The organism is Phormidium yuhuli AB48, assembly GCF_023983615.1.
Lineage (GTDB): Bacteria > Cyanobacteriota > Cyanobacteriia > Cyanobacteriales > Geitlerinemataceae > Sodalinema > Sodalinema yuhuli.
Genome location: NZ_CP098611.1, coordinates 2,852,037 through 2,869,516 on the forward strand (window position 1 = coordinate 2,852,037; position 17,480 = coordinate 2,869,516).

The following is a 17,480-nucleotide window of genomic DNA, read 5'->3' on the forward strand; positions in this document are numbered from 1 at the left end:
CGAGTCCCAATTTGGGGGATGAACCCTGTCTTACCTCCATTATTCATAGTAGAATAAGAGGAGTTCGGCTATCCTTTCAGACCTTCAGATTACAACATCTTCATCAATTATGACATTTAACGTCTCTTTAGAAAAACGCCTAGCCTCTGTTGAAGCGGCGATCGCCGAAATTCGACAACAAATGGAGGACAAAAATCAAGAAACAGAGAAGCCACAGAATTGGCTAGACCAAATAACTGGCTCTTTTGAAGATGAACCTGCCTTTGACGAAGTTCTCCAATATGGACAAGCGATTCGTCAAGGAGATGAGTCTATCCTAGGTCAATAGCAGCGGGAATGACTTATTTATTGGATACGGATCATCTCAGCCTACTCCAGCGGAAAAGGGGTGCTGCTTATCAAAATATTTACAAACGAATAAATCAGCATTCAGCCTCTAGTTTTGCTATTTCTATCATTAGTATTCAAGAGCAAATGCTAGGGTGTCATGCCTATATAAATCGCAGTCGTAATCTCAAAGATATGGTCAAAGGTTACGACATGATGAGCCGTCTCGTTCGCGACTTTCAAACAGCGATTGTTTTGCCGTTTGATGAGTTAGCAGCTCGACAACTTGAGCAACTTGAAGCAAGACAGATCAGAATTGGAAAAATGGACGCTAGAATTGCTTCCATTGCCTTAGCCAATCAACGCATTTTATTAACTCGTAATTATAAAGATTTTGAAAAAGTCCCTGGATTGATGGTGGAGGACTGGACAACTTGATCGAATCGGCGGAAACTTGAGTAAACTGGTAAAAGCCTAATCAAGACAGGGGCAACCGTTAGTGAAACGAAAATTACGACAATTTGGCGATTGGCTAGAACGTCGTTGGGTGCAGCCAGCCTTTGCCGGTTGGTTATGTTTGGGACTGTCTCTGTTTTATCTCGGTTCCGCCGCCAACACCATGTCTGGCTGGCTCTATGCTATTAGTGGCGCCGCGTTAGCCTTGCTGGGAATCGCCGCAATCCTCCCCCCGCGATCGCTGCGTCGTCTTAGCTTGGAACGTCATCCCATCGATCCCGTCAGTAGTGGAGAATCCCTAACCGTCATGTTAGAGGTTCACAATCCCCAACGTCGGCCAAAACTGCTGTTACAACTTCACGATGAGATTCCCCCCCGTTTGGGAACCCCACCGCAACGAGTGATTGAATCTCTCCCTGGGGGAGAAACCCTGCGCTGGATTTATCAACATCCCGCCGCGCAACGGGGAATTTACCATTGGGATCAGGTGACGTTACGCACAGCAGCGCCATTGGGGTTATTTTGGTGTCGGCGATCGCGTCAGGTTCCGGGAAAGGCGATCGTTTATCCCCAGGTTCTCCCCCTACAACGCTGTCCCCTCATCGATGGAATTGGCCAGGAGGAGAATCCCGTCTTTTCCGCCTATGAACGTCAAGTTCAACCCGCCTCAGAGGGCCTAACCCGCGCCTTACGTCCCTATCGCTTCGGCGATCCGATGCGGATGATTCACTGGCGCACATCGGCCCGCTATGGAGAGTTACGAGTTCGGGAGTTGGAGGTGTTCCAGAGTGGACTGGATGCGGTGATTGCGCTGGATACGGCGGCCCATTGGGATGCAGAAGACTTTGAACAGGGGGCGATCGCCGCTGCGTCTCTCTATTTCTACGCCACTCAGATACAACTGAACGTGCGTCTGTGGACCGCAAAAACGGGCTTAGTCAAGGGTCATCGAGTGGTGTTAGAAACCTTAGCCGGGGCGAGTTTCGGCGAATCAGAGACCGCTGATCCGATTGGCGATCGCCCCACCCTATGGCTCACCCCCAACGCCGCCACCTTAGAGAACCTCACCGCCAGCAGTCGCTGGATTCTCTGGGCCCGCTCTGTTCCCCCCGGTTTAAGCGCCGGTGGACTGGCGATCAACCCTGACAAGGATTTACAACGTCAGTTACAATCACTATTGAAGTAAGGTGATAGCATCATGACGGAATTTCCCCCAGAATTTTGGCAAGCCGTTGACGAGTTCAATCAAGGTGAGTTCTACGCCTGTCATGATACCCTCGAAGCCATTTGGCTGGAATCCGTTGACCCAGAAAAGACGTTTTATCAAGGTATTTTACAGATTGCAGTAGCCTTTTATCATCTCAGCAATCAGAACTGGAAAGGCTGTTTAATGTTATTGGGGGAAGGAACCAATCGCCTGCGACGTTATCGTCCTGAGTATGGGGAGATTGATGTAGAGTCCCTATTCACTGAAGCGTTGCAGATGTTGCAAGAGTTGCAAGAAGCGGGAGAGGAGAGAACCGCTGAGTTTGCCAGCCAGTATGGTTTAATCGGGGAATCAGGGACGATGACGTTACCCAACGTGAACAAAGTCTCAGCATGAAGTTAACAGATGTATTAATTCAGACTAAGTTAGAAGCAAATGACACCCGGTTTCTTCAAGAAACCGAGTGTCTTATATTCGAGCCAAGCCCAGCCTAATGTTATTGCTTTAATTTACCCTCCAGTCCCAGTGGTAGATTACCCTACATTAGCAAAACCCTAAATTCACTCCAACGATGTTATTAAGAAATCTTGATTTGAAATGACCCTAATTCGCCAAGTTGAAATCCGGGGCTTTAAGTCCATTTACTCAGCCAACCTAGAACTGGGTCGGGTCAACTGCTTAATTGGTGCAAATGGGTCAGGAAAAAGTAACCTATTAGAAGCCTTAGGCGTATTGGGAGCAGCCGCCAATGGAGTTGTCGATGATGAGAGTTTACTCCGTCGGGGCGTACGTGCAGGCTTACCGCGACTCTATAAAAGCTCATTTGTCAGCGATCGCACCCCAGCCCATATTGCCATTCGTGTAACCGGCTCAGCCCAGGAAACCTATCGCGTTTCCTTACTCAATCCCCTCGATTCTCCTGAACCGGCATGGTCTTATAAAACTGAAGTTCTCAGTGATGGTAAGAGGGAAATTCTTTCTCAGGGAGTCCGCAACAAGAAAAACCTCAATCCGAAAGCTGGTTTAGCCGCCTTAGAACGGGTGCATCTCGACCCCACAAATCTCGCCGCTCAACTGATGCAACGCCTTCAAGAGTTTGCGATTTATGCTCCAAACACCCCAACTCTCCGAGGAATTTTACCGGATCAACAATCTCGGCTTCCAGTTGGTCTTAGTGGTGGACAATTAGCTGAGGGGTTTGCGAGCCTGCGTCAACAGTTGCAGAGTCAGGGAGACGCGGGTGAGGAGATTTTGGAGCAAGTGCTGGATTTAATTGACTGGGTGCTTGATATCGAGACAACGGTTTCTGGAACCAATTTGCTATCCCCCAAGATCCCCCGCACAAAGCGACTCTTAAAATTCAGCGATCGCTTCATGAACCCCAGTCGCAATGAACTGACCGCCTATGATGCGAGTGAGGGCGCACTTTACCTTATTTTCGCAGCCTTGCTGTGCCTGTTGCCCCAAGCGCCTCAATTATTGGCGATCGATAATTTAGATCAGGCCCTGAATCCTCGGTTACTGGTGCGGTTGATGTCCCGTCTTGCGGGTTGGCTTGGACATAATGAGGGCGATCGCCAACTGTTGTTGACGGTCCATAATCCTGCTGCTTTGGATGGATTAGATTTAACCGATCCCGAGGTGCGCCTCTTTGGGGTGGAACGCAACAGTAATGGACAAACCTGTATCCGCCGTGTCACACTCACCCCTGAACTCACTGAACTTAATCAGCAATATCCCCTCTCACGCCTTTGGTTAATGGGTCATCTAGGAGCCGTTCCCAATGTCTGAACCCTTGAAAATCGGCCTAGTCGCTGAAGGGCCGACGGATTATGAAGTGATTCAGGCTGCACTCAAAGCGGTGTTACCCGACCCCTTCATCATCACACTTCTACAACCTGAAGCCACTCAACCCCAACTTGGCAGCGGTTGGGGTGGCGTGCTGAAGTGGTGTCAGGCGGCGCAACAAAGACATACGGGTTCACTGGATACCGATCCGACTCTGAGCGGTTTTGATCTACTCATCATTCATGTCGATGTCGATGTATCGAGTTTCCGATATGATGACTGTGGTGAGTCAGCCTTAAAACTAGCGCAGGTGAACCACTGGGAAATGCTTCCCTGTTCACAACCTTGTCCCCCCATCATTGATACGGTAGATGTTCTGCTAAACGTCATCAAAAGCTGGTTAGGTCCGGTCACTCCCGGCGATCGCACCCTTTTCTGTCTCCCAGCTCAATCTTCCGGGACTTGGCTGGCCGCAGCAGTCTTATCCTCTAACAATTCTCTCCTGGTTGATGCTGAGTGTAATACGAGGCTAGAGAAACAACTAGCGCAGCTACCCAAGAAACAACGTATTAAGAAAAGTAAGCGTATGTATCAAGTCAAGGCTCCTAAAATAACTGAGAACTGGGAACAGGTTACAAGAGTTTGTAGCCAAGCTGCTGACTTTGAGCAAGTAATAAGTAAAGCTGTTGACCCCTAAGACTAATCTGGCTATGCTGGTGTTGCTGTATGTCACCCAGTCCAAGCCCAAACGAAGTCTTAAATTCAAGAATGCCGAGGAACCAACAGACGACTCACAATGCGTCCATCCTCAATCTTCTCAATCAGGAAATCTCCCCCCATCTGACGCATCAAACGCTCAAAAATAATCAAGTCTAACCCCGGTGGACGGTCCAAGGGAGACGCCGCCAGTGCATCGCGCTTATCTCGGGGGGTGCGGAGAATCGCCGGCTGGAAGGCCCCTAAAATCCGGGGACTGACCTCACCACTATCCGTACTAGCCGAACACACCTAGATTAATTCAATCCTCAAAAACGGCAAAGCATTCAAACAGGAGCAAAAATGCGTATCTTTTAACAAGGATATTATTTCTTGTAAGTATTGCTGTCTAAAATAAAACAAAAGCTTTTAATTATATCGATGAATTAGATGTAATAAATAGCTTGTTCTTAATGTCATGGTTTTATGACAATATTGAGAATCCTAAAGGTCTGACTGAACAACTGGCAGTTACCGTTAGTATATTATCATTCCATAGCTATGGTTCCAAGATGACTCGCTTCAACATCAGCCGCCGCCAAGCCTTACAGGGACTGACTCTCGCCGCTATGGGTTTGGTGTTGCGCGATACTCTGGCGATGCAGCCAGCTCTGGCTGAGCCGGAAACAACCACAAGTCTCGATCTGGATACCGAGAAGTACCATATTTTTATTCCTTATGTGCGATCGCGTACTGGGGGAGTACAGGAAATTACCCTACGTTCTGGGCAAAAGCTAGAACTTAAGATTCCCGCAAGAACTACCGAAGATACAGAACTCCCATTTCAACTTCCAGGGGATCAAGGGGAAGCGATCGCGATCGCTCACACCCTCTACGACCGAACCTTAAGACTAGCGGATCAAATCTACCAAGAAATTGACAAGACTTCTTTTATTCAGGAGGCGAGTAAGACCAAGTGTAAACTTGTTTATGAGCAGGTTGAAGATGGCAGGTACATCAATGATCTAACCTCATTACAACTTTTAGATTATGTTGTTGAGACATCTAAACTTGAGGATTCTGTCAAGGATCGCTACCTATTAGCAAGTACAAACTCAAGGCTGCTAGGAATTCAAAGTGTGGTTGAGTCCACCCTAGCAACCTCAAGATTATCTGTAGGCAAACGACAACTCATCCTGGGGACTTTTGAGTTGGTTCGCGCTGGGGAACCTATTACAGATTTCAAAGCACTCAGCGACCTGGATTCAATTGTAACTGCTTCTCAGTTACCCCCAGAGATTCAAAATGAGTACACCATCGCCAGTGCTAAATCTAGGGCATTAACCGTCGATTTGATTCTGGTTAAGTGGATTGATGAAAACCCTAAATTCAACGAAACTCAAAGGAATGCCTATTTACTAGCCTATCAAGAAGTTAGAGATGGTCGCGAAATCTCTAATGAAGACCTTGTCAACGATTTAGACAATTTGATTCTAACGTCTAATATTTCTGATAATGCTAAGCTAGTTTATGCAATCACTCGTCAGAATAATAGGGCTGAGGGTCAAGACCTAGGCGAACAAGTGATGGCATTTATTCAGGACTATCAAGACGTTGAAAATTTGAAAAAGTCTGCCAAACAAGTCTATGGTCGAGGAGCCAGTGTTGTTCCTCAAGCGACTCGATTACTCTCGGCAGCTGGAGCTGAAACAGCCACAGGTGTTAGCTTGAGTAGTCTATCAGGAGCGGCGGCGACTAACGCAACCCTTGCCGCGTTGGGGGGTGGTTCTGTTGCAGCGGGTGGTTTGGGAATGTTGGGGGGATTAGTGGTTGCGACTGGGGGAGCGGCGCTGATTGGTGCGGCTGGATTGCTCTCGATTGCCCTCATTTCTGAAATGGACGGAGAAGACTTCAGAAACTTGGGGATTTCGGTAGGAACCGGAACTGTTGCTGGAGCCGCGACAGTTTTAGCCGCTTGGACAGCAGCAAGTACCTTAGGAGTAACTGGCACTCTCTCAGGAGCGGCTGCCATTTCGGCGACAATTTCTGCGCTGGGTGGCTTAAGTATCATGACTGGTGGAGCAGCCCTTGTTGCTTCGGGAACAGCGTTCTTAGTTTGGTCGTTTATGAAGGGACGCAAAAAGCGAGATCAAGGTATTTTGCGACAAGTCGAGACTCGTATCTATACGCCAACACAGGAGCCTAAACCCAATTCATTAGAGTCATTTTTAGCAGCAAATATCCTGGAACAGTATGAAAAAGAAGAAGGGTTTACATCTCCTAACATTCCCTTGGATAAACTTTCAACTGCCCTGTCAAAGTGGATCACACTTGAACCCAACGAGCGCGTATTGGCTCTCATTGACTCCAGCCTCTGGAATGATGCTAAAGAAGGTGTGGTTTTGACTGATCTAAAAATACGCTGGAAAGCTTCTGGGTCTAATCCAGACTCAATTTCCTACGACCGTCTGTTTTCTCTAATGGACTCAGATTTGTCAACTTTGCTGAGTAATGAAGACCGGCGAGATGATCTTGGTCGCGTAGAGGAACTGACCAATATTTTTTCTGGGGATAGTGATGAGGATCGCTGGGTTCAAGTGTTAACCTCATTAAAACAACAATATGCCAGTTTTTCGGCTTAAGTCGAAGACACCCATAAATATCGGTTCCTTCCCTTGATGGGTGTCTATAAACCCTCAATCTTCAACCAATATCCTAAGCCACCCTCCCTAAACTCGACTTAGTTAAAGCGGGGACAATGCGTTGGCTCGCTAACTTCCCGCCATAGATATTGCGGGCCACCGGCCCCACCTGTAACGCCGTTCCCGGGCCCATCAGAAACAGTTGCGACGTTCCCCAGCGTAAATGGTCATCGAGTTGGGGAAGTCCCCCCACCGTCTCTACCGGATATCGCCACTGCACCTGGTGCAATAACGGATGCTTGCGGATATCAAAGTCTGTCCCCGTGGCTAGCCAAAGACGGTGGAAACGGGGTAACGACCCTTGAGGTTGGTTGCAGTCAACGTCCCAAAGCCCTTGATTCCAAGTGGCTCTTGTGATTTGACAATTTTCCAAAAACTGAACCTTTCCCTCTCGTTCTAGACGCCGCAATTTGAATAAAACCTTAGGGGTCACAGAGCCGCCATTTCGCGCCTCTTGAATCATCTGCCATCGCCGCCCCCAATCCGGTTCAGCCTGAAATCCCTTGAGATATTTCGGCCCCAACCAACCGGGGTCGGCATCAAACAACTTCTCATAAAACTGTCGCCGGGCCATCAACGTCACCCGGGCCCCACGACGAACGGCCCCCAAGGCTAAATGACCACTGGTTAATCCACTCCCCACAATCAAAATCTCCTCTCCCCCCAGATGCCGAATCCGTAAATCAATCTGACTCGAATGTTGCAACCGTTCCGGGGGATAGCTGGAGGGAATCTCCGCCACCCAGTCGGGGAGTCGTGGGGGGCCGCCGCCGCTGGCTAGGATGACGCGACGGGCTAAGCTGGGGGGATGTCCTTGGATATGTAGCCGGAAGCGATCGTGGCCCTCTATCTCAATCGGTTCAAGGTCCGTAATATTAGCCTGAATCACCCCATCCCCCAACCCCCAGCGTTCAATCACATCCTGGCAAAACTCCTGGAACAGTTCCGTTCCCGGTAAATCATAAGGCGGGAATAACTCCGACGGACGATTGGCGGCGAAGGCCCGTAACGCATAGGGATTGGGATCGGGATGATGAACGGCGGGCGATCGCAAATGGGGAATCTCCAACGCCGCAAACTGCTGCTTCCATTGAGCCATCCAGGTTCCAGCTCGATCAAACACCCCTAGGCGATCGCCCCAGGACCGTTTTTTCTGTAGAACATGGGTGACTAAGGTTAATGCTTGCGGGCCAGCACCTATGATAGCAATATCAACGGTTCTGGGAATTGACTCACCGGTCGGAGGGAAAGATAACACGAGCAGTAGGGTTACAAGATTCATGTCCTTATGTATAATAAGAATCATTCTCGTTTTTTGCGAGTCCATGTCCCCATCCGTACCTCTGGGGACCTTCCTTGCACCCTCACCGAACCGTTCGCCCCGCACATTTTCCTATTGTCTTTATGTCTAATCCGCTCACGGTGTCTGACACCCCTCTGAACCTTCCCAAACAGGGAATGCCTGTGACAATCATCACGGGATTTTTGGGCAGTGGCAAAACCACCCTTCTTAATCACATCCTCAACAACCAACAGGATCTGAAAGTTGCCGTCTTAGTCAATGAGTTTGGTGACATCAACATTGATAGCCAACTGCTGATGTCCATCGACGAGAACATGGTGGAACTGAGCAATGGCTGTATTTGCTGCACCATCAATGATGGCTTAGTGGATGCCGTCTATCGCGTCTTGGAACGGGGCGATCGCATCGACTACCTCATCATTGAAACCACCGGAGTCGCCGATCCCCTGCCGATTATGTTAACCTTCCTCGGCACGGAATTACGAGATTTCACCCGGCTCGACTCCGTCCTCACCACCATTGATGCAGAAACCTTCACCCCAAAATGCTTTGACAGTGAAGCCGCCAACAAACAGATTATCTACAGTGACATCATTCTCCTCAACAAAACTGATTTAGTCCCTGAAGCCCAACTCAGCCAACTCGAACAAAGCCTTCGCACGCTCAAAGACGGGGCGCGAATTATACGCTGTCAATTTGGGGAAGTTCCCTTGCCCCTAATTTTAGACGTTCACTACAACCGTCCCCAAGACTATCAGCGAGAAATTGAGGAAGAAAAGGCTCATGACCACGATCATGACCACGATCATGAGCATCATCATGAGCATCATCACGAGCATCCCCACGAACATCACCATCACCATTCCAGCCATCTCGATAACGATGGATTTGTCTCGATTTCCTTCCAGAGCGATCGCCCCCTATCTTTAGAACGCTTCCAAAAATTCCTGGATACTCTTCCCCCATCCATCTTCCGAGCCAAAGGAATCCTCTGGTTTCAAGAAAGCCAGCAAAAACACATCTTCCAACTCAGCGGAAAACGCTGTGTCCTCAACGTGGATGACTGGAAAAATGCCCAACCCAAAAACCAAATGGTGTTCATTGGTCGCCACCTGGACGAAACCCAGCTCCGTAACAGCCTCAAAGACTGTTTAATTTCCGAAGTTATCAGTGGACGCTCCTAGTCCCTGACCTCCCAGAAAACATCGAGATTAACACCTGGCAAAAAACAGAATTTAGTGTTAATCTAATAAATGTTGAGTTTTGTGAAGCTAGTCACTTAGCCTCGAAATTCTAAGACCATCCCCCGCCCAAGAATGAGACAAGCTCCGAGTAATTGACGATAGATTTAGCCATAATCAATGGTTGAGAATCAATAATTCCTTGTCCATTGAAAATTAGCCATCATCCTTTGTTCTAATGACTTTAGACAGCTCAAACACTGTAGCCAGCAACGGACAGTCCATCCCCTCCAGCCTCAGTTCTGTTAGTAGTTCCATCCCCACAGCTACACGCGCCCGAGTATCACGAGCCGAAATGGAGCAAGCCGTTCGGACTCTGTTAATCGGACTGGGAGAAGACCCCGATCGCGAAGGCTTAAAAGACACCCCTAAACGAGTGGTGAAAGCCCTTCAATTTCTCACCCAAGGCTACGACCAATCCCTCGAAGAACTCCTCAATGGAGCCGTCTTTCACGAAGACACCGATGAGATGGTTTTAATTCGGGACATCGACATTTTCAGTTCCTGTGAACACCATATTTTGCCCATTATCGGACGAGTTCACGTAGCCTACATTCCCAACGGACGAGTCATCGGCCTCTCGAAAATCGCCCGCATCTGTGAAATGCACGCCCGCCGTCTGCAAGTTCAAGAGCGACTCACCGCCAGCATTGCCGAAACCTTGCAATCTGTGTTACAACCTCAAGGGGTCGCCGTCGTCGTCGAAGCTACTCATATGTGTATGGTGATGCGGGGCGTTCAAAAACCGGGGTCTTGGACCGTCAGCAGTGCCATGCGAGGTGTTTTTGCCGAAGACGCACGCACCCGCCAAGAGTTTATGAGTCTAATCCGCCACAGTCCCGCTTTCCATTAAACTCACCCATAGGGAATAGGATAGCAGTCAAGAGCCAGAACAAGGGCGCACCCCCCCGGTACGCCCTAGATTCTTCTCTCCCCTATTCCCTATTCCCTGTTCCCTGTTCCCTCCTATGTCTAACATCTTCCTCATTGCCGGCCCTTCTGGAGTTGGAAAAACCCATTGGATTGCGGAAAAACTGCAACAGCATTCCCCCAATCAAACAATCGCCTACCTCAACCTTGGCGGCGGTTCTTTTCCCCTGGATGCCAGCTATTTAGACACCCTGCACCCCAAACTTGACTGTCTCAGCGATGACAATGCCTCAGTCAAGCTGGTAGAACATCAGGGGGCTAAAAATCCTATTTATATTGAAGTTGGCTTTCATATTGCCTTAGAGTCCCTAGTGCTGCCCCTCGTGGATTGTCAGAACATCGTCCTAGTTCCTCCCAAGGGTCCTAAAACAGACTGGCATCATTGGCCAGAAGCCAATGAGGTGAAAGTGGGTGTCGGAACGGCGACTGAGTCCATCGTCAACTTACAAATGCAGCGAGCGTTGTTATCTGGGGAAGTTTTCGACCCGCCAAGTTTGGATATTTTCTGGCAGGAGTTAATACAAGGTGCCTATGGCCCCGTTCAACGAGCCAAGGCTATTTTTAATATTGCTGATGGACAGACCTTTTTATTTAACTTTACTTCAGGCTTAGAGGGCAGTGAGTATCATTCCTTAAACGTTCCTTTATGCCTGGATGGTCGGCCGCAAGGGTTTAGTGGTTTGGAAGTCGTCGGCGAGAACCTAGATGGAGCCGGTATTAAAGAAACCCTACAGGACTGTTTTGTGGCGGATGAAATTTTGGCTCAATATCAAGCCTATTTGAAAACCGCACAAGACCCTATGGTTGACACGAATTAAGCCTAATCATTCCAAACTTTTTTAGGGTAGTAGTTGAGTTTTTCTCTATTCTCAAGTGACTGAAGTTTTTGTTGCTGTTTTTCAAATTTTCCTTCCATGAAAATTGCTGTTTTATCCTGTATTCACGGAAACTTAGAAGCCCTAGAGACCGTCTTAAATGACGTTGAAGCCCAGGGATGCGATCGCATCATCTGCCTAGGCGACTTAGTCGGTTATGGTCCCTATCCCAACGAAGTGGTCGATCGCATTCGGAGCCTAGAGATTCCCACCGTACAAGGCTGTTGGGACGAAGATATCGTCGAAGGCCTTAACGCTTGCGAATGTAGCTATCCCTCCCTGCTAGCCGAAAAACGGGGACTTCGGGCCCATGAATGGACGAATCAAGTGGTTCGGGATGATGTGCGGGAGTATCTGGCCCAACTTCCCCTAAGCTTACGAGAGGGAAACCTTTGTTTTGTCCATGGAAGTCCCAACAGTCAACATGAGTATCTGATGCCAGAACTTGACAGCTTCATCGCCCTAGAACGAGTGTTATCCACAGACGCCGATGTCCTGTTTTGTGGACATACCCATATCCCCTATGTGCGATCGCTCGACGACGGAAACATCTCCATGTCCGTCAAACAGATTCACCCCGACAATCCCCAAACCACTCCCGTCCAACAAAGCTTCTCAACATCCATCAAACGGATTGTCAACGCCGGTTCCGTCGGAGAACCCCGCCACGGTCGTCCCAATGCCACCTACGTGATTTATGATACCCAGAGCGAAGCCGTGGGCCTGCGGGAACTTCCCTATGACTATCAAAAAACCTGTGCCGCCATCCTTGAACAGGGCCTTCCCAAAATCTTCGCCTGGCGACTTTCCCAGGGCCTAGAATTTGCCGAACGGACCGATGATCCTCAGCATTTATGTCAACGCTAGATGTCCGGCCCCCGTCCCTTGTCCTGAACCTGACGTAATGAGAGCATTCCCACCTTGACTGATTTATTTCTAGAACACTCCCATTGGGCAATTTTAAGTGGTCTTGAAGGCAATCTAACCGCTTATCATGCCGTATTAGAGGATATTCGCAAACAAACCCTTCCCGTAGATGCAATTTATATCCTCGGCGATGTTGTCGGCTTGCATCCCCAATGTTCAGAACTTCTAGAACAGCTGCGATCGCCCAAACCCGGAGAACCCACCCCCCAAATTTGCACCGGCTGGTGGGAAGAACAATGCTTCAACCTGCACGGAGTCGGGCCCGATCCTCAGGGAATAGCCCTAAAAGAGCGATATGGCGATGACGTCGTCGAGGCCCTCTGGAATGCCGTTCCTCGGGACCATGTCGAGTGGTTGCGATCGCTCGATTTTGGCTTTCTGGAGTTAGACAGTCTCCTCATTCATGGGAGTACCGTCAGCTACGATGACGAACTCACCCCAAACACCCCTCCCAGTATCCTACTCGATCGCCTCATCCGTGCCGATGCCAACCAGCTTTTCTGTGGCCGTTCAGGATTAGCCTTCGAGTATTGTTTTGAATCAGGACAAATCAACTCCCAAGTCACCACCTTAGACGGCAACGAAGCCCCCATCAGCCAATCCCTAAAACCCCGCAAAGTCATCGGAGTCGGCAGCGTTGGGCGAACTCCCAATCAAGCCAGTTATTGTTTATATTCCCCCGGTAGCAACCAAGTCAAATTTCGTCATCTCACCTAACCCCCTCTCCCCCTCTCTCTCCGTGTCCTCGGGCAACCACAAGGGATTGCCCCTCCGTGGTGTCCCCACTTCCCACTACCTCTAACATCAAATGTGGTTGATGTTTTCAAGAATATCTCACCCCAATCTCTCTAAAGAATGATAAACCGAGTTATCGCAATCATGAGGAGCAACGTGAGATAAAACGGGTAAATTGCAAAGGAAGAAATTGCCTGAATTGAGTCCTGAACCAAACTAGCATCCGTCGTCGGTGCAACGTTAAAGAGGTCTTGTGTCGTTGCTTGACCGCGTTGAAGTTTAGCAACAAACCTATTGTAGCTAGTCCGGAAATTTCGTTCTTGAGCCAAATAATAGGCATCTAATATGCCAAAAAGAAGCACTGGGAGCAGGGCAATCCAAGCATAATTCGGTTCAGTATTATTGGCAATGACCACTAAGATAGCTGAAACCAAAGTAATGCACCAGGTTTTGCAACTTACACTATTGCTCGCCATGCGGGACACAATATCCTGAAGAATGCCGAGATGAACTTGAACGGCACTCGCATCAGGGGCAAGGGGAACCGGATTTTGAGAAATTTCTTCGGGGTTCGTCATGGTCTTCCACCCTGTTGTCTTTGAGTTTGATTGACTCACTATAACGATTGTATGACATCATTGCCCGTAGCTGTTGGGGCTGGGTTAACGGGAAAGAAGCGATCAGGGCTGGACTGCCCTAGCCGCTCTAGTTCTAGCTCCGTTCACCTCCGACCCGGGTACAGGGCCCCAGTTTCATGAATAAGTATAAGGCTATTATGCCCACCCTTAGCCGTAATCCTTTGTTAGAATAGTCGCCATCAGGAAAAACTGGCTTCCCAAACATTTCCCACTCACTGTCGCACCCGTTACCTATGCCTAAGCGACCCACATCCCAACCCGCTGCACCCCAGCCTGCAAGCCATGGCTCCAACTCAAGTGAATTTCAGATCGATTTACAGGGGCTGATTAAACTGCTCGCCAAGCACCTGTATGCCGAAGCAGACGTATTCGTGCGGGAAATGCTGCAAAATGCCCATGACTCAGTGAAGCGCAGGCGGGAATTGCAAGGGGAAGGCGCACCAGAAGGCGTGATCCGGGTCAAGATAGATTGGGAGGCTGCCACCATCAGCTTCACCGATAACGGCGCGGGGATGACCGAACAAGAAGTTAAGGAATACCTCTCAACCATTGGGCGCAGTGGAACAGAAGCATTTCGGCAAAACCTGGTACAGAAAGGGCGACAGGCGGATGTGACCGTGATTGGGCAGTTTGGCATCGGCTTGCTCTCAGCATTTATTGTCGCAGATCGGGTCGTCGTAGAAACCCTGTCCTGGCAATCAGGTAATCCAGCTTGGCGATGGGAGAGTAGTGGGGAGAAAACCTATGACCTTACCCCCGGAGAACGGGAAGTTCCAGGCTCTACGGTGACACTCTACATCAATGACAACTACAGAGATATGCTCTTGCCCGAGGAACTCCGCAGGGCAATTCGTAAGTACGCCGACTTTTTGCCGGTCAGCATCTATCTCAACGATGATGAAGCACCCGCTAATGCCGTCAATGCACCCTGGCACAAGCACTACGACAACCCCAAAGAAGAAGTGCTGGAGATGGCAATCTTCGTTGCTAAACGTTTCCCAGACAACCCCCTCGCCACCATTCCCATTCACTTAAAAGATCCCAAGGTAGATGGCGTGTTATATGTCTCAGACAACCGCGTTCCTGATATTAATACCAGTGGTTTTGTGGATGTTTACCAGTCGCGAATGTTCGTCATGGAAGCAAATCGGGAGATGTTGCCGATTTGGGCTAAGTTTGTTCGGGGCATCATTGACTCACCGGCCTTAACCCTGACGGCTGCTCGGGATGCGGTGCAACAGGACGCCATTCAGAAAGAGATTAAGGAGCAATTGGGGCAGGAGGTGATCAAGCACCTAACGCAATTTTCAAAGGATGATCCCATCCGCTTTCAGCGACTCTGTGACTGGCATCACTACCACATGAAAGGGATGGCACTCAAGGACGACAAATTCTTCCGGGCTGTTGCTGATTTAATTCCCTTTGAGACGAACCAAGGACCGATGAGCCTCAGCGCCTACTTTGAGGAAGCAAAACGTCAGGGGCAATCGGAAACTGACTTGCTCTACTTTGATGAGCGGGGGAGTGCCACTCAGTTCTATATGCTCTGTGAAGCACGGGGATTGCTGGTAGTGGATGCCAGCCAGGTCTTTGAGGATGACTTTTTGGAGCAGTATGGTAAGCTGCACCCAGAAATTAAGCTCCGGCAACTCAATATTGGCGAGTCGAATGTCATTTTTGAGGCACTTAATCCCGAAGACCAGATAGAATTTCGTCAACTAGAACAGGAGTTTACACGGGGAATGCCGGATCGCCGTAGCATTGCTAAAGCTGTAAGATTCAAGCCAGAGTCTATTCCAGCATTGAGTGTGTTATCTGCTGCTGCTAAAAATCGGCAGAAACTTAAGCAGGCGGGAGATAACGTCGCGCTCCCGGAAGAAGTGCGAAAACTGGTGAAGGACGTATTGCAGGGAGAACAATCAGTTCCGGTAACGCTGTATCTGAATGCAGATAACCCTACGGTACAGCAACTCGCCAAAATGTCCCAATCTGAGGACAAGATTGATGCTTGTATGGCAATTTATAACAACTCCATCATGCTAATCAATCAGGTGCTAACAGCGAGTAATGCGGAGGTCATGTTCAAGAGCTTTAGCCGAGTCATTGACCGCATGATTACCCAAACGGATCGCACTCAAAAACTAGAAGGGCAGATTACACAGCTTAAACTTCGGCTAGATGAAAAGGAGCAGGAGTTACGGACGCAGGCTGCGGCTCAAAATAGCAGTCAGACAGAACATATTAGCTGCTTTGTGGCGATGCCCTTTGACAAGCCGCTTCAGCCTTTGCTGGCAGCCTTGAAGATGGTGCTGGAGGATAAGCCCTACGGGTGGGAAGTCATTCGTGCCGATGACAGCCTTTTGGGATTAACCATTTCTGCCAACGTCGAAGCGCACATTGCCCGCAGCCACTGTTATCTGGCGGATATTAGCGACAAGAACCCCAATGTATTTCTCGAAATTGGGGCGATGGGACATTACAAAGGTCGTCCGCTCATTTATCTATGTCGTGAAGATGCTCAGGAAGAAATTGCCGCAGACCTCAAAGGAATCCTGTATCACCCCTATACTCAGTGGAATCGAGAACAACCAGATATTGAAGCATTAGCCCAGCAACTCCGGAGTGAACTGGGGCGGCGTACCGATCTTGATTCCCTCAAAAACGCAGGACAAAAAACATTTCTCTCTGCTGATGTGCTGGTTCGCTATGACCAGTGTAATCAAGGGTTAGCTAACATAATCAGTCAGAACTACAAAACCGTCGAAGCATTTCTGGCAGCTTCATTGGAAGACATTGCCGATGCCCTAAATTTGACTCGCAATGCCGACAAGGGGGCAATTGAGGATGCACAAGATTTCTTGAAACGGCATTTTGGGCTGGGAGGCTAGTTTGAGCGCAATTAACTTAGGATCGAACCCAACACTCTCCTCGGAGCTAAAACACGATGATTCAGGTCACGATTAGTCCTCAATCCCTTTTAGAAACAGGCATCACCGTCGAAACCGTTGACAATCTGCGCTTGTTCAAATTTACGGATGAGTTGCAATCTCGGCTGGAAACGCTGTTAGAAAAAAATAAGCTGGGTGCGCTCCCTCCCCAAGAAGAGGCCGAACTCACCGCCATCACCGAGCTAGATCGCCTGTTCACTTACCTAAATTCTTTACTCGTGGCACAGCAATGACCTTGAACGCGGCAGCAAAACAACAGATTCGCCAGCGTGCTGCGGGGTTATGCGAATATTGCCATTCTCCAGAAAAAATCAGCACGGCTCGATTCACGATCGACCACATTCGGCCCCGCTCTCTGGGTGGCTCCGATGATCTGGATAATCTGGCCCTGGCTTGTAGTCGCTGTAACCAAGGGCACTATAACTTTATAGAGGGACTCGATCGCCAAACTCTGGCCATGCAACCCCTCTTCCATCCCCGGCAACAGCTCTGGTCAGACCATTTCATCTGGACAGCCGATGGCACTCGCATTCTGGGCACCACTGCCATCGGTCGCGCTACTTGCGATCGCCTGGATATGAATGACAGTCGCTACCAGGGCGATCGCCCCATCCAAGAAGCCCGCGCCCTGTGGGTGCAAGCGGGCTGGCATCCTCCTGCCCTCGACCCACGCCAACCGTAACCATCCCCAACTGCCACTCCTTGCC

Annotated in this window: 18 protein-coding genes; 15 read left to right on the forward strand and 3 right to left on the reverse strand. The window is 49.3% G+C overall.

The genetic code is table 11. The features are described from left to right. The first annotated feature begins 109 nt into the window (after positions 1–109). The 6 genes from NEA10_RS12190 to NEA10_RS12215 all read left to right on the forward strand — a co-directional run bounded on the left by NEA10_RS12190 (position 110) and on the right by NEA10_RS12215 (position 4,475). Positions 110–328: a hypothetical protein gene (locus tag NEA10_RS12190; RefSeq protein WP_252660536.1), complete on the forward strand. Its 219-nt coding sequence runs from the start codon at positions 110–112 to the stop codon at positions 326–328. 8 nt (positions 329–336) lie between these two features. Further along, entirely contained in the window at positions 337–765 is a 429-nt protein-coding gene (locus NEA10_RS12195) for a type II toxin-antitoxin system VapC family toxin (protein ID WP_252660538.1), read from the forward strand. 61 nt (positions 766–826) lie between these two features. Further along, complete coding sequence (locus tag NEA10_RS12200) at positions 827–1,969, forward strand: DUF58 domain-containing protein (protein ID WP_252660540.1); 1,143 nt, start codon at positions 827–829, stop codon at positions 1,967–1,969. Between the two features lie 9 nt (positions 1,970–1,978). Next, the gene (locus NEA10_RS12205) at positions 1,979–2,386 is read left to right on the forward strand and encodes a DUF309 domain-containing protein (RefSeq protein WP_252665344.1); all 408 of its coding nucleotides are present in this window, start codon (positions 1,979–1,981) and stop codon (positions 2,384–2,386) included. Positions 2,387–2,587: 201 nt separating this feature from the next. Beyond that, positions 2,588–3,781 (forward strand): AAA family ATPase, encoded by a 1,194-nt coding sequence (locus tag NEA10_RS12210; RefSeq protein ID WP_252660541.1) that lies wholly within the window; start codon positions 2,588–2,590, stop codon positions 3,779–3,781. Next, positions 3,774–4,475: a hypothetical protein gene (locus NEA10_RS12215; RefSeq protein WP_252660543.1), complete on the forward strand. Its 702-nt coding sequence runs from the start codon at positions 3,774–3,776 to the stop codon at positions 4,473–4,475. Before NEA10_RS12210 ends, NEA10_RS12215 begins: the two co-directional genes overlap by 8 nt. Positions 4,476–4,540: 65 nt before the next feature. Here NEA10_RS12215 and NEA10_RS12220 read toward each other — a convergent pair whose 3' ends face one another. Then, positions 4,541–4,786: a hypothetical protein gene (locus NEA10_RS12220; RefSeq protein ID WP_252660545.1), complete on the reverse strand. Its 246-nt coding sequence runs from the start codon at positions 4,784–4,786 to the stop codon at positions 4,541–4,543. A gap of 317 nt (positions 4,787–5,103) precedes the next feature. Between NEA10_RS12220 and NEA10_RS12225 the strand changes: the two genes are divergently transcribed. Then, positions 5,104–7,116 carry a hypothetical protein gene (locus NEA10_RS12225; RefSeq protein WP_252660548.1) on the forward strand — a complete coding sequence of 671 codons (2,013 nt, stop codon included), beginning with the start codon at positions 5,104–5,106 and terminating at the stop codon, positions 7,114–7,116. A 73-nt stretch (positions 7,117–7,189) separates the two neighbouring features. On the opposite strand, the gene NEA10_RS12230 is transcribed toward NEA10_RS12225, so the two are convergent. Beyond that, positions 7,190–8,458 carry an FAD/NAD(P)-binding protein gene (locus NEA10_RS12230; RefSeq protein WP_252660549.1) on the reverse strand — a complete coding sequence of 423 codons (1,269 nt, stop codon included), beginning with the start codon at positions 8,456–8,458 and terminating at the stop codon, positions 7,190–7,192. A gap of 122 nt (positions 8,459–8,580) precedes the next feature. Between NEA10_RS12230 and NEA10_RS12235 the strand changes: the two genes are divergently transcribed. The 5 genes from NEA10_RS12235 (at position 8,581) to NEA10_RS12255 (ending at position 13,169) form a co-directional block, all read left to right on the forward strand. Continuing rightward, positions 8,581–9,663: a CobW family GTP-binding protein gene (locus NEA10_RS12235; RefSeq protein ID WP_252660551.1), complete on the forward strand. Its 1,083-nt coding sequence runs from the start codon at positions 8,581–8,583 to the stop codon at positions 9,661–9,663. A 235-nt stretch (positions 9,664–9,898) separates the two neighbouring features. Next, positions 9,899–10,573 (forward strand): GTP cyclohydrolase I FolE, encoded by a 675-nt coding sequence (gene folE, locus NEA10_RS12240; protein WP_252660553.1) that lies wholly within the window; start codon positions 9,899–9,901, stop codon positions 10,571–10,573. Positions 10,574–10,688: 115 nt separating this feature from the next. Then, positions 10,689–11,468 carry a CobW C-terminal domain-containing protein gene (locus tag NEA10_RS12245; RefSeq protein WP_252660560.1) on the forward strand — a complete coding sequence of 260 codons (780 nt, stop codon included), beginning with the start codon at positions 10,689–10,691 and terminating at the stop codon, positions 11,466–11,468. A 96-nt stretch (positions 11,469–11,564) separates the two neighbouring features. Further along, positions 11,565–12,392: a metallophosphoesterase family protein gene (locus NEA10_RS12250; RefSeq protein ID WP_252660562.1), complete on the forward strand. Its 828-nt coding sequence runs from the start codon at positions 11,565–11,567 to the stop codon at positions 12,390–12,392. Between the two features lie 54 nt (positions 12,393–12,446). Next, complete coding sequence (locus NEA10_RS12255) at positions 12,447–13,169, forward strand: metallophosphoesterase family protein (RefSeq protein WP_252660564.1); 723 nt, start codon at positions 12,447–12,449, stop codon at positions 13,167–13,169. A 131-nt stretch (positions 13,170–13,300) separates the two neighbouring features. On the opposite strand, the gene NEA10_RS12260 is transcribed toward NEA10_RS12255, so the two are convergent. Continuing rightward, entirely contained in the window at positions 13,301–13,765 is a 465-nt protein-coding gene (locus tag NEA10_RS12260) for a hypothetical protein (RefSeq protein WP_252660566.1), read from the reverse strand. A gap of 293 nt (positions 13,766–14,058) precedes the next feature. On the opposite strand from NEA10_RS12260, the gene NEA10_RS12265 reads away from it, so the two are divergent. The 3 genes from NEA10_RS12265 to NEA10_RS12275 are packed head-to-tail and all read left to right on the forward strand — an operon-like array spanning position 14,059 to position 17,455. Continuing rightward, the gene (locus NEA10_RS12265; RefSeq protein WP_252660568.1) at positions 14,059–16,713 is read left to right on the forward strand and encodes a heat shock protein Hsp90 family protein; all 2,655 of its coding nucleotides are present in this window, start codon (positions 14,059–14,061) and stop codon (positions 16,711–16,713) included. Between the two features lie 56 nt (positions 16,714–16,769). Then, positions 16,770–17,006, forward strand: coding sequence for a hypothetical protein (locus tag NEA10_RS12270; RefSeq protein ID WP_252660570.1), 237 nt, complete (start codon positions 16,770–16,772; stop codon positions 17,004–17,006). After that, positions 17,003–17,455, forward strand: a complete 453-nt coding sequence (locus NEA10_RS12275; protein WP_252660573.1) for an HNH endonuclease — start codon at positions 17,003–17,005, stop codon at positions 17,453–17,455. The genes NEA10_RS12270 and NEA10_RS12275 overlap by 4 nt, the downstream gene beginning before the upstream one ends. The last annotated feature ends 25 nt before the right edge of the window (positions 17,456–17,480 follow it).

Excerpts from the sequence above, each read along its gene's own strand:
- NEA10_RS12215 (WP_252660543.1), top strand. The coding sequence starts at position 3,774 with ATGTCTGAACCCTTGAAAATCGGCCTAGTCGCTGAAGGGCCGACGGAT.
- NEA10_RS12225 (WP_252660548.1), top strand. The coding sequence starts at position 5,104 with ATGGGTTTGGTGTTGCGCGATACTCTGGCGATGCAGCCAGCTCTGGCT.
- folE (WP_252660553.1), top strand. The coding sequence starts at position 9,899 with ATGACTTTAGACAGCTCAAACACTGTAGCCAGCAACGGACAGTCCATC.
- NEA10_RS12235 (WP_252660551.1), top strand. The coding sequence starts at position 8,581 with ATGTCTAATCCGCTCACGGTGTCTGACACCCCTCTGAACCTTCCCAAA.
- NEA10_RS12260 (WP_252660566.1), bottom strand. The coding sequence starts at position 13,765 with ATGACGAACCCCGAAGAAATTTCTCAAAATCCGGTTCCCCTTGCCCCT.
- NEA10_RS12275 (WP_252660573.1), top strand. The coding sequence starts at position 17,003 with ATGACCTTGAACGCGGCAGCAAAACAACAGATTCGCCAGCGTGCTGCG.
- NEA10_RS12265 (WP_252660568.1), top strand. The coding sequence starts at position 14,059 with ATGCCTAAGCGACCCACATCCCAACCCGCTGCACCCCAGCCTGCAAGC.
- NEA10_RS12195 (WP_252660538.1), top strand. The coding sequence starts at position 337 with ATGACTTATTTATTGGATACGGATCATCTCAGCCTACTCCAGCGGAAA.
- NEA10_RS12190 (WP_252660536.1), top strand. The coding sequence starts at position 110 with ATGACATTTAACGTCTCTTTAGAAAAACGCCTAGCCTCTGTTGAAGCG.
- NEA10_RS12250 (WP_252660562.1), top strand. The coding sequence starts at position 11,565 with ATGAAAATTGCTGTTTTATCCTGTATTCACGGAAACTTAGAAGCCCTA.
- NEA10_RS12245 (WP_252660560.1), top strand. The coding sequence starts at position 10,689 with ATGTCTAACATCTTCCTCATTGCCGGCCCTTCTGGAGTTGGAAAAACC.
- NEA10_RS12210 (WP_252660541.1), top strand. The coding sequence starts at position 2,588 with ATGACCCTAATTCGCCAAGTTGAAATCCGGGGCTTTAAGTCCATTTAC.
- NEA10_RS12230 (WP_252660549.1), bottom strand. The coding sequence starts at position 8,458 with ATGAATCTTGTAACCCTACTGCTCGTGTTATCTTTCCCTCCGACCGGT.
- NEA10_RS12270 (WP_252660570.1), top strand. The coding sequence starts at position 16,770 with ATGATTCAGGTCACGATTAGTCCTCAATCCCTTTTAGAAACAGGCATC.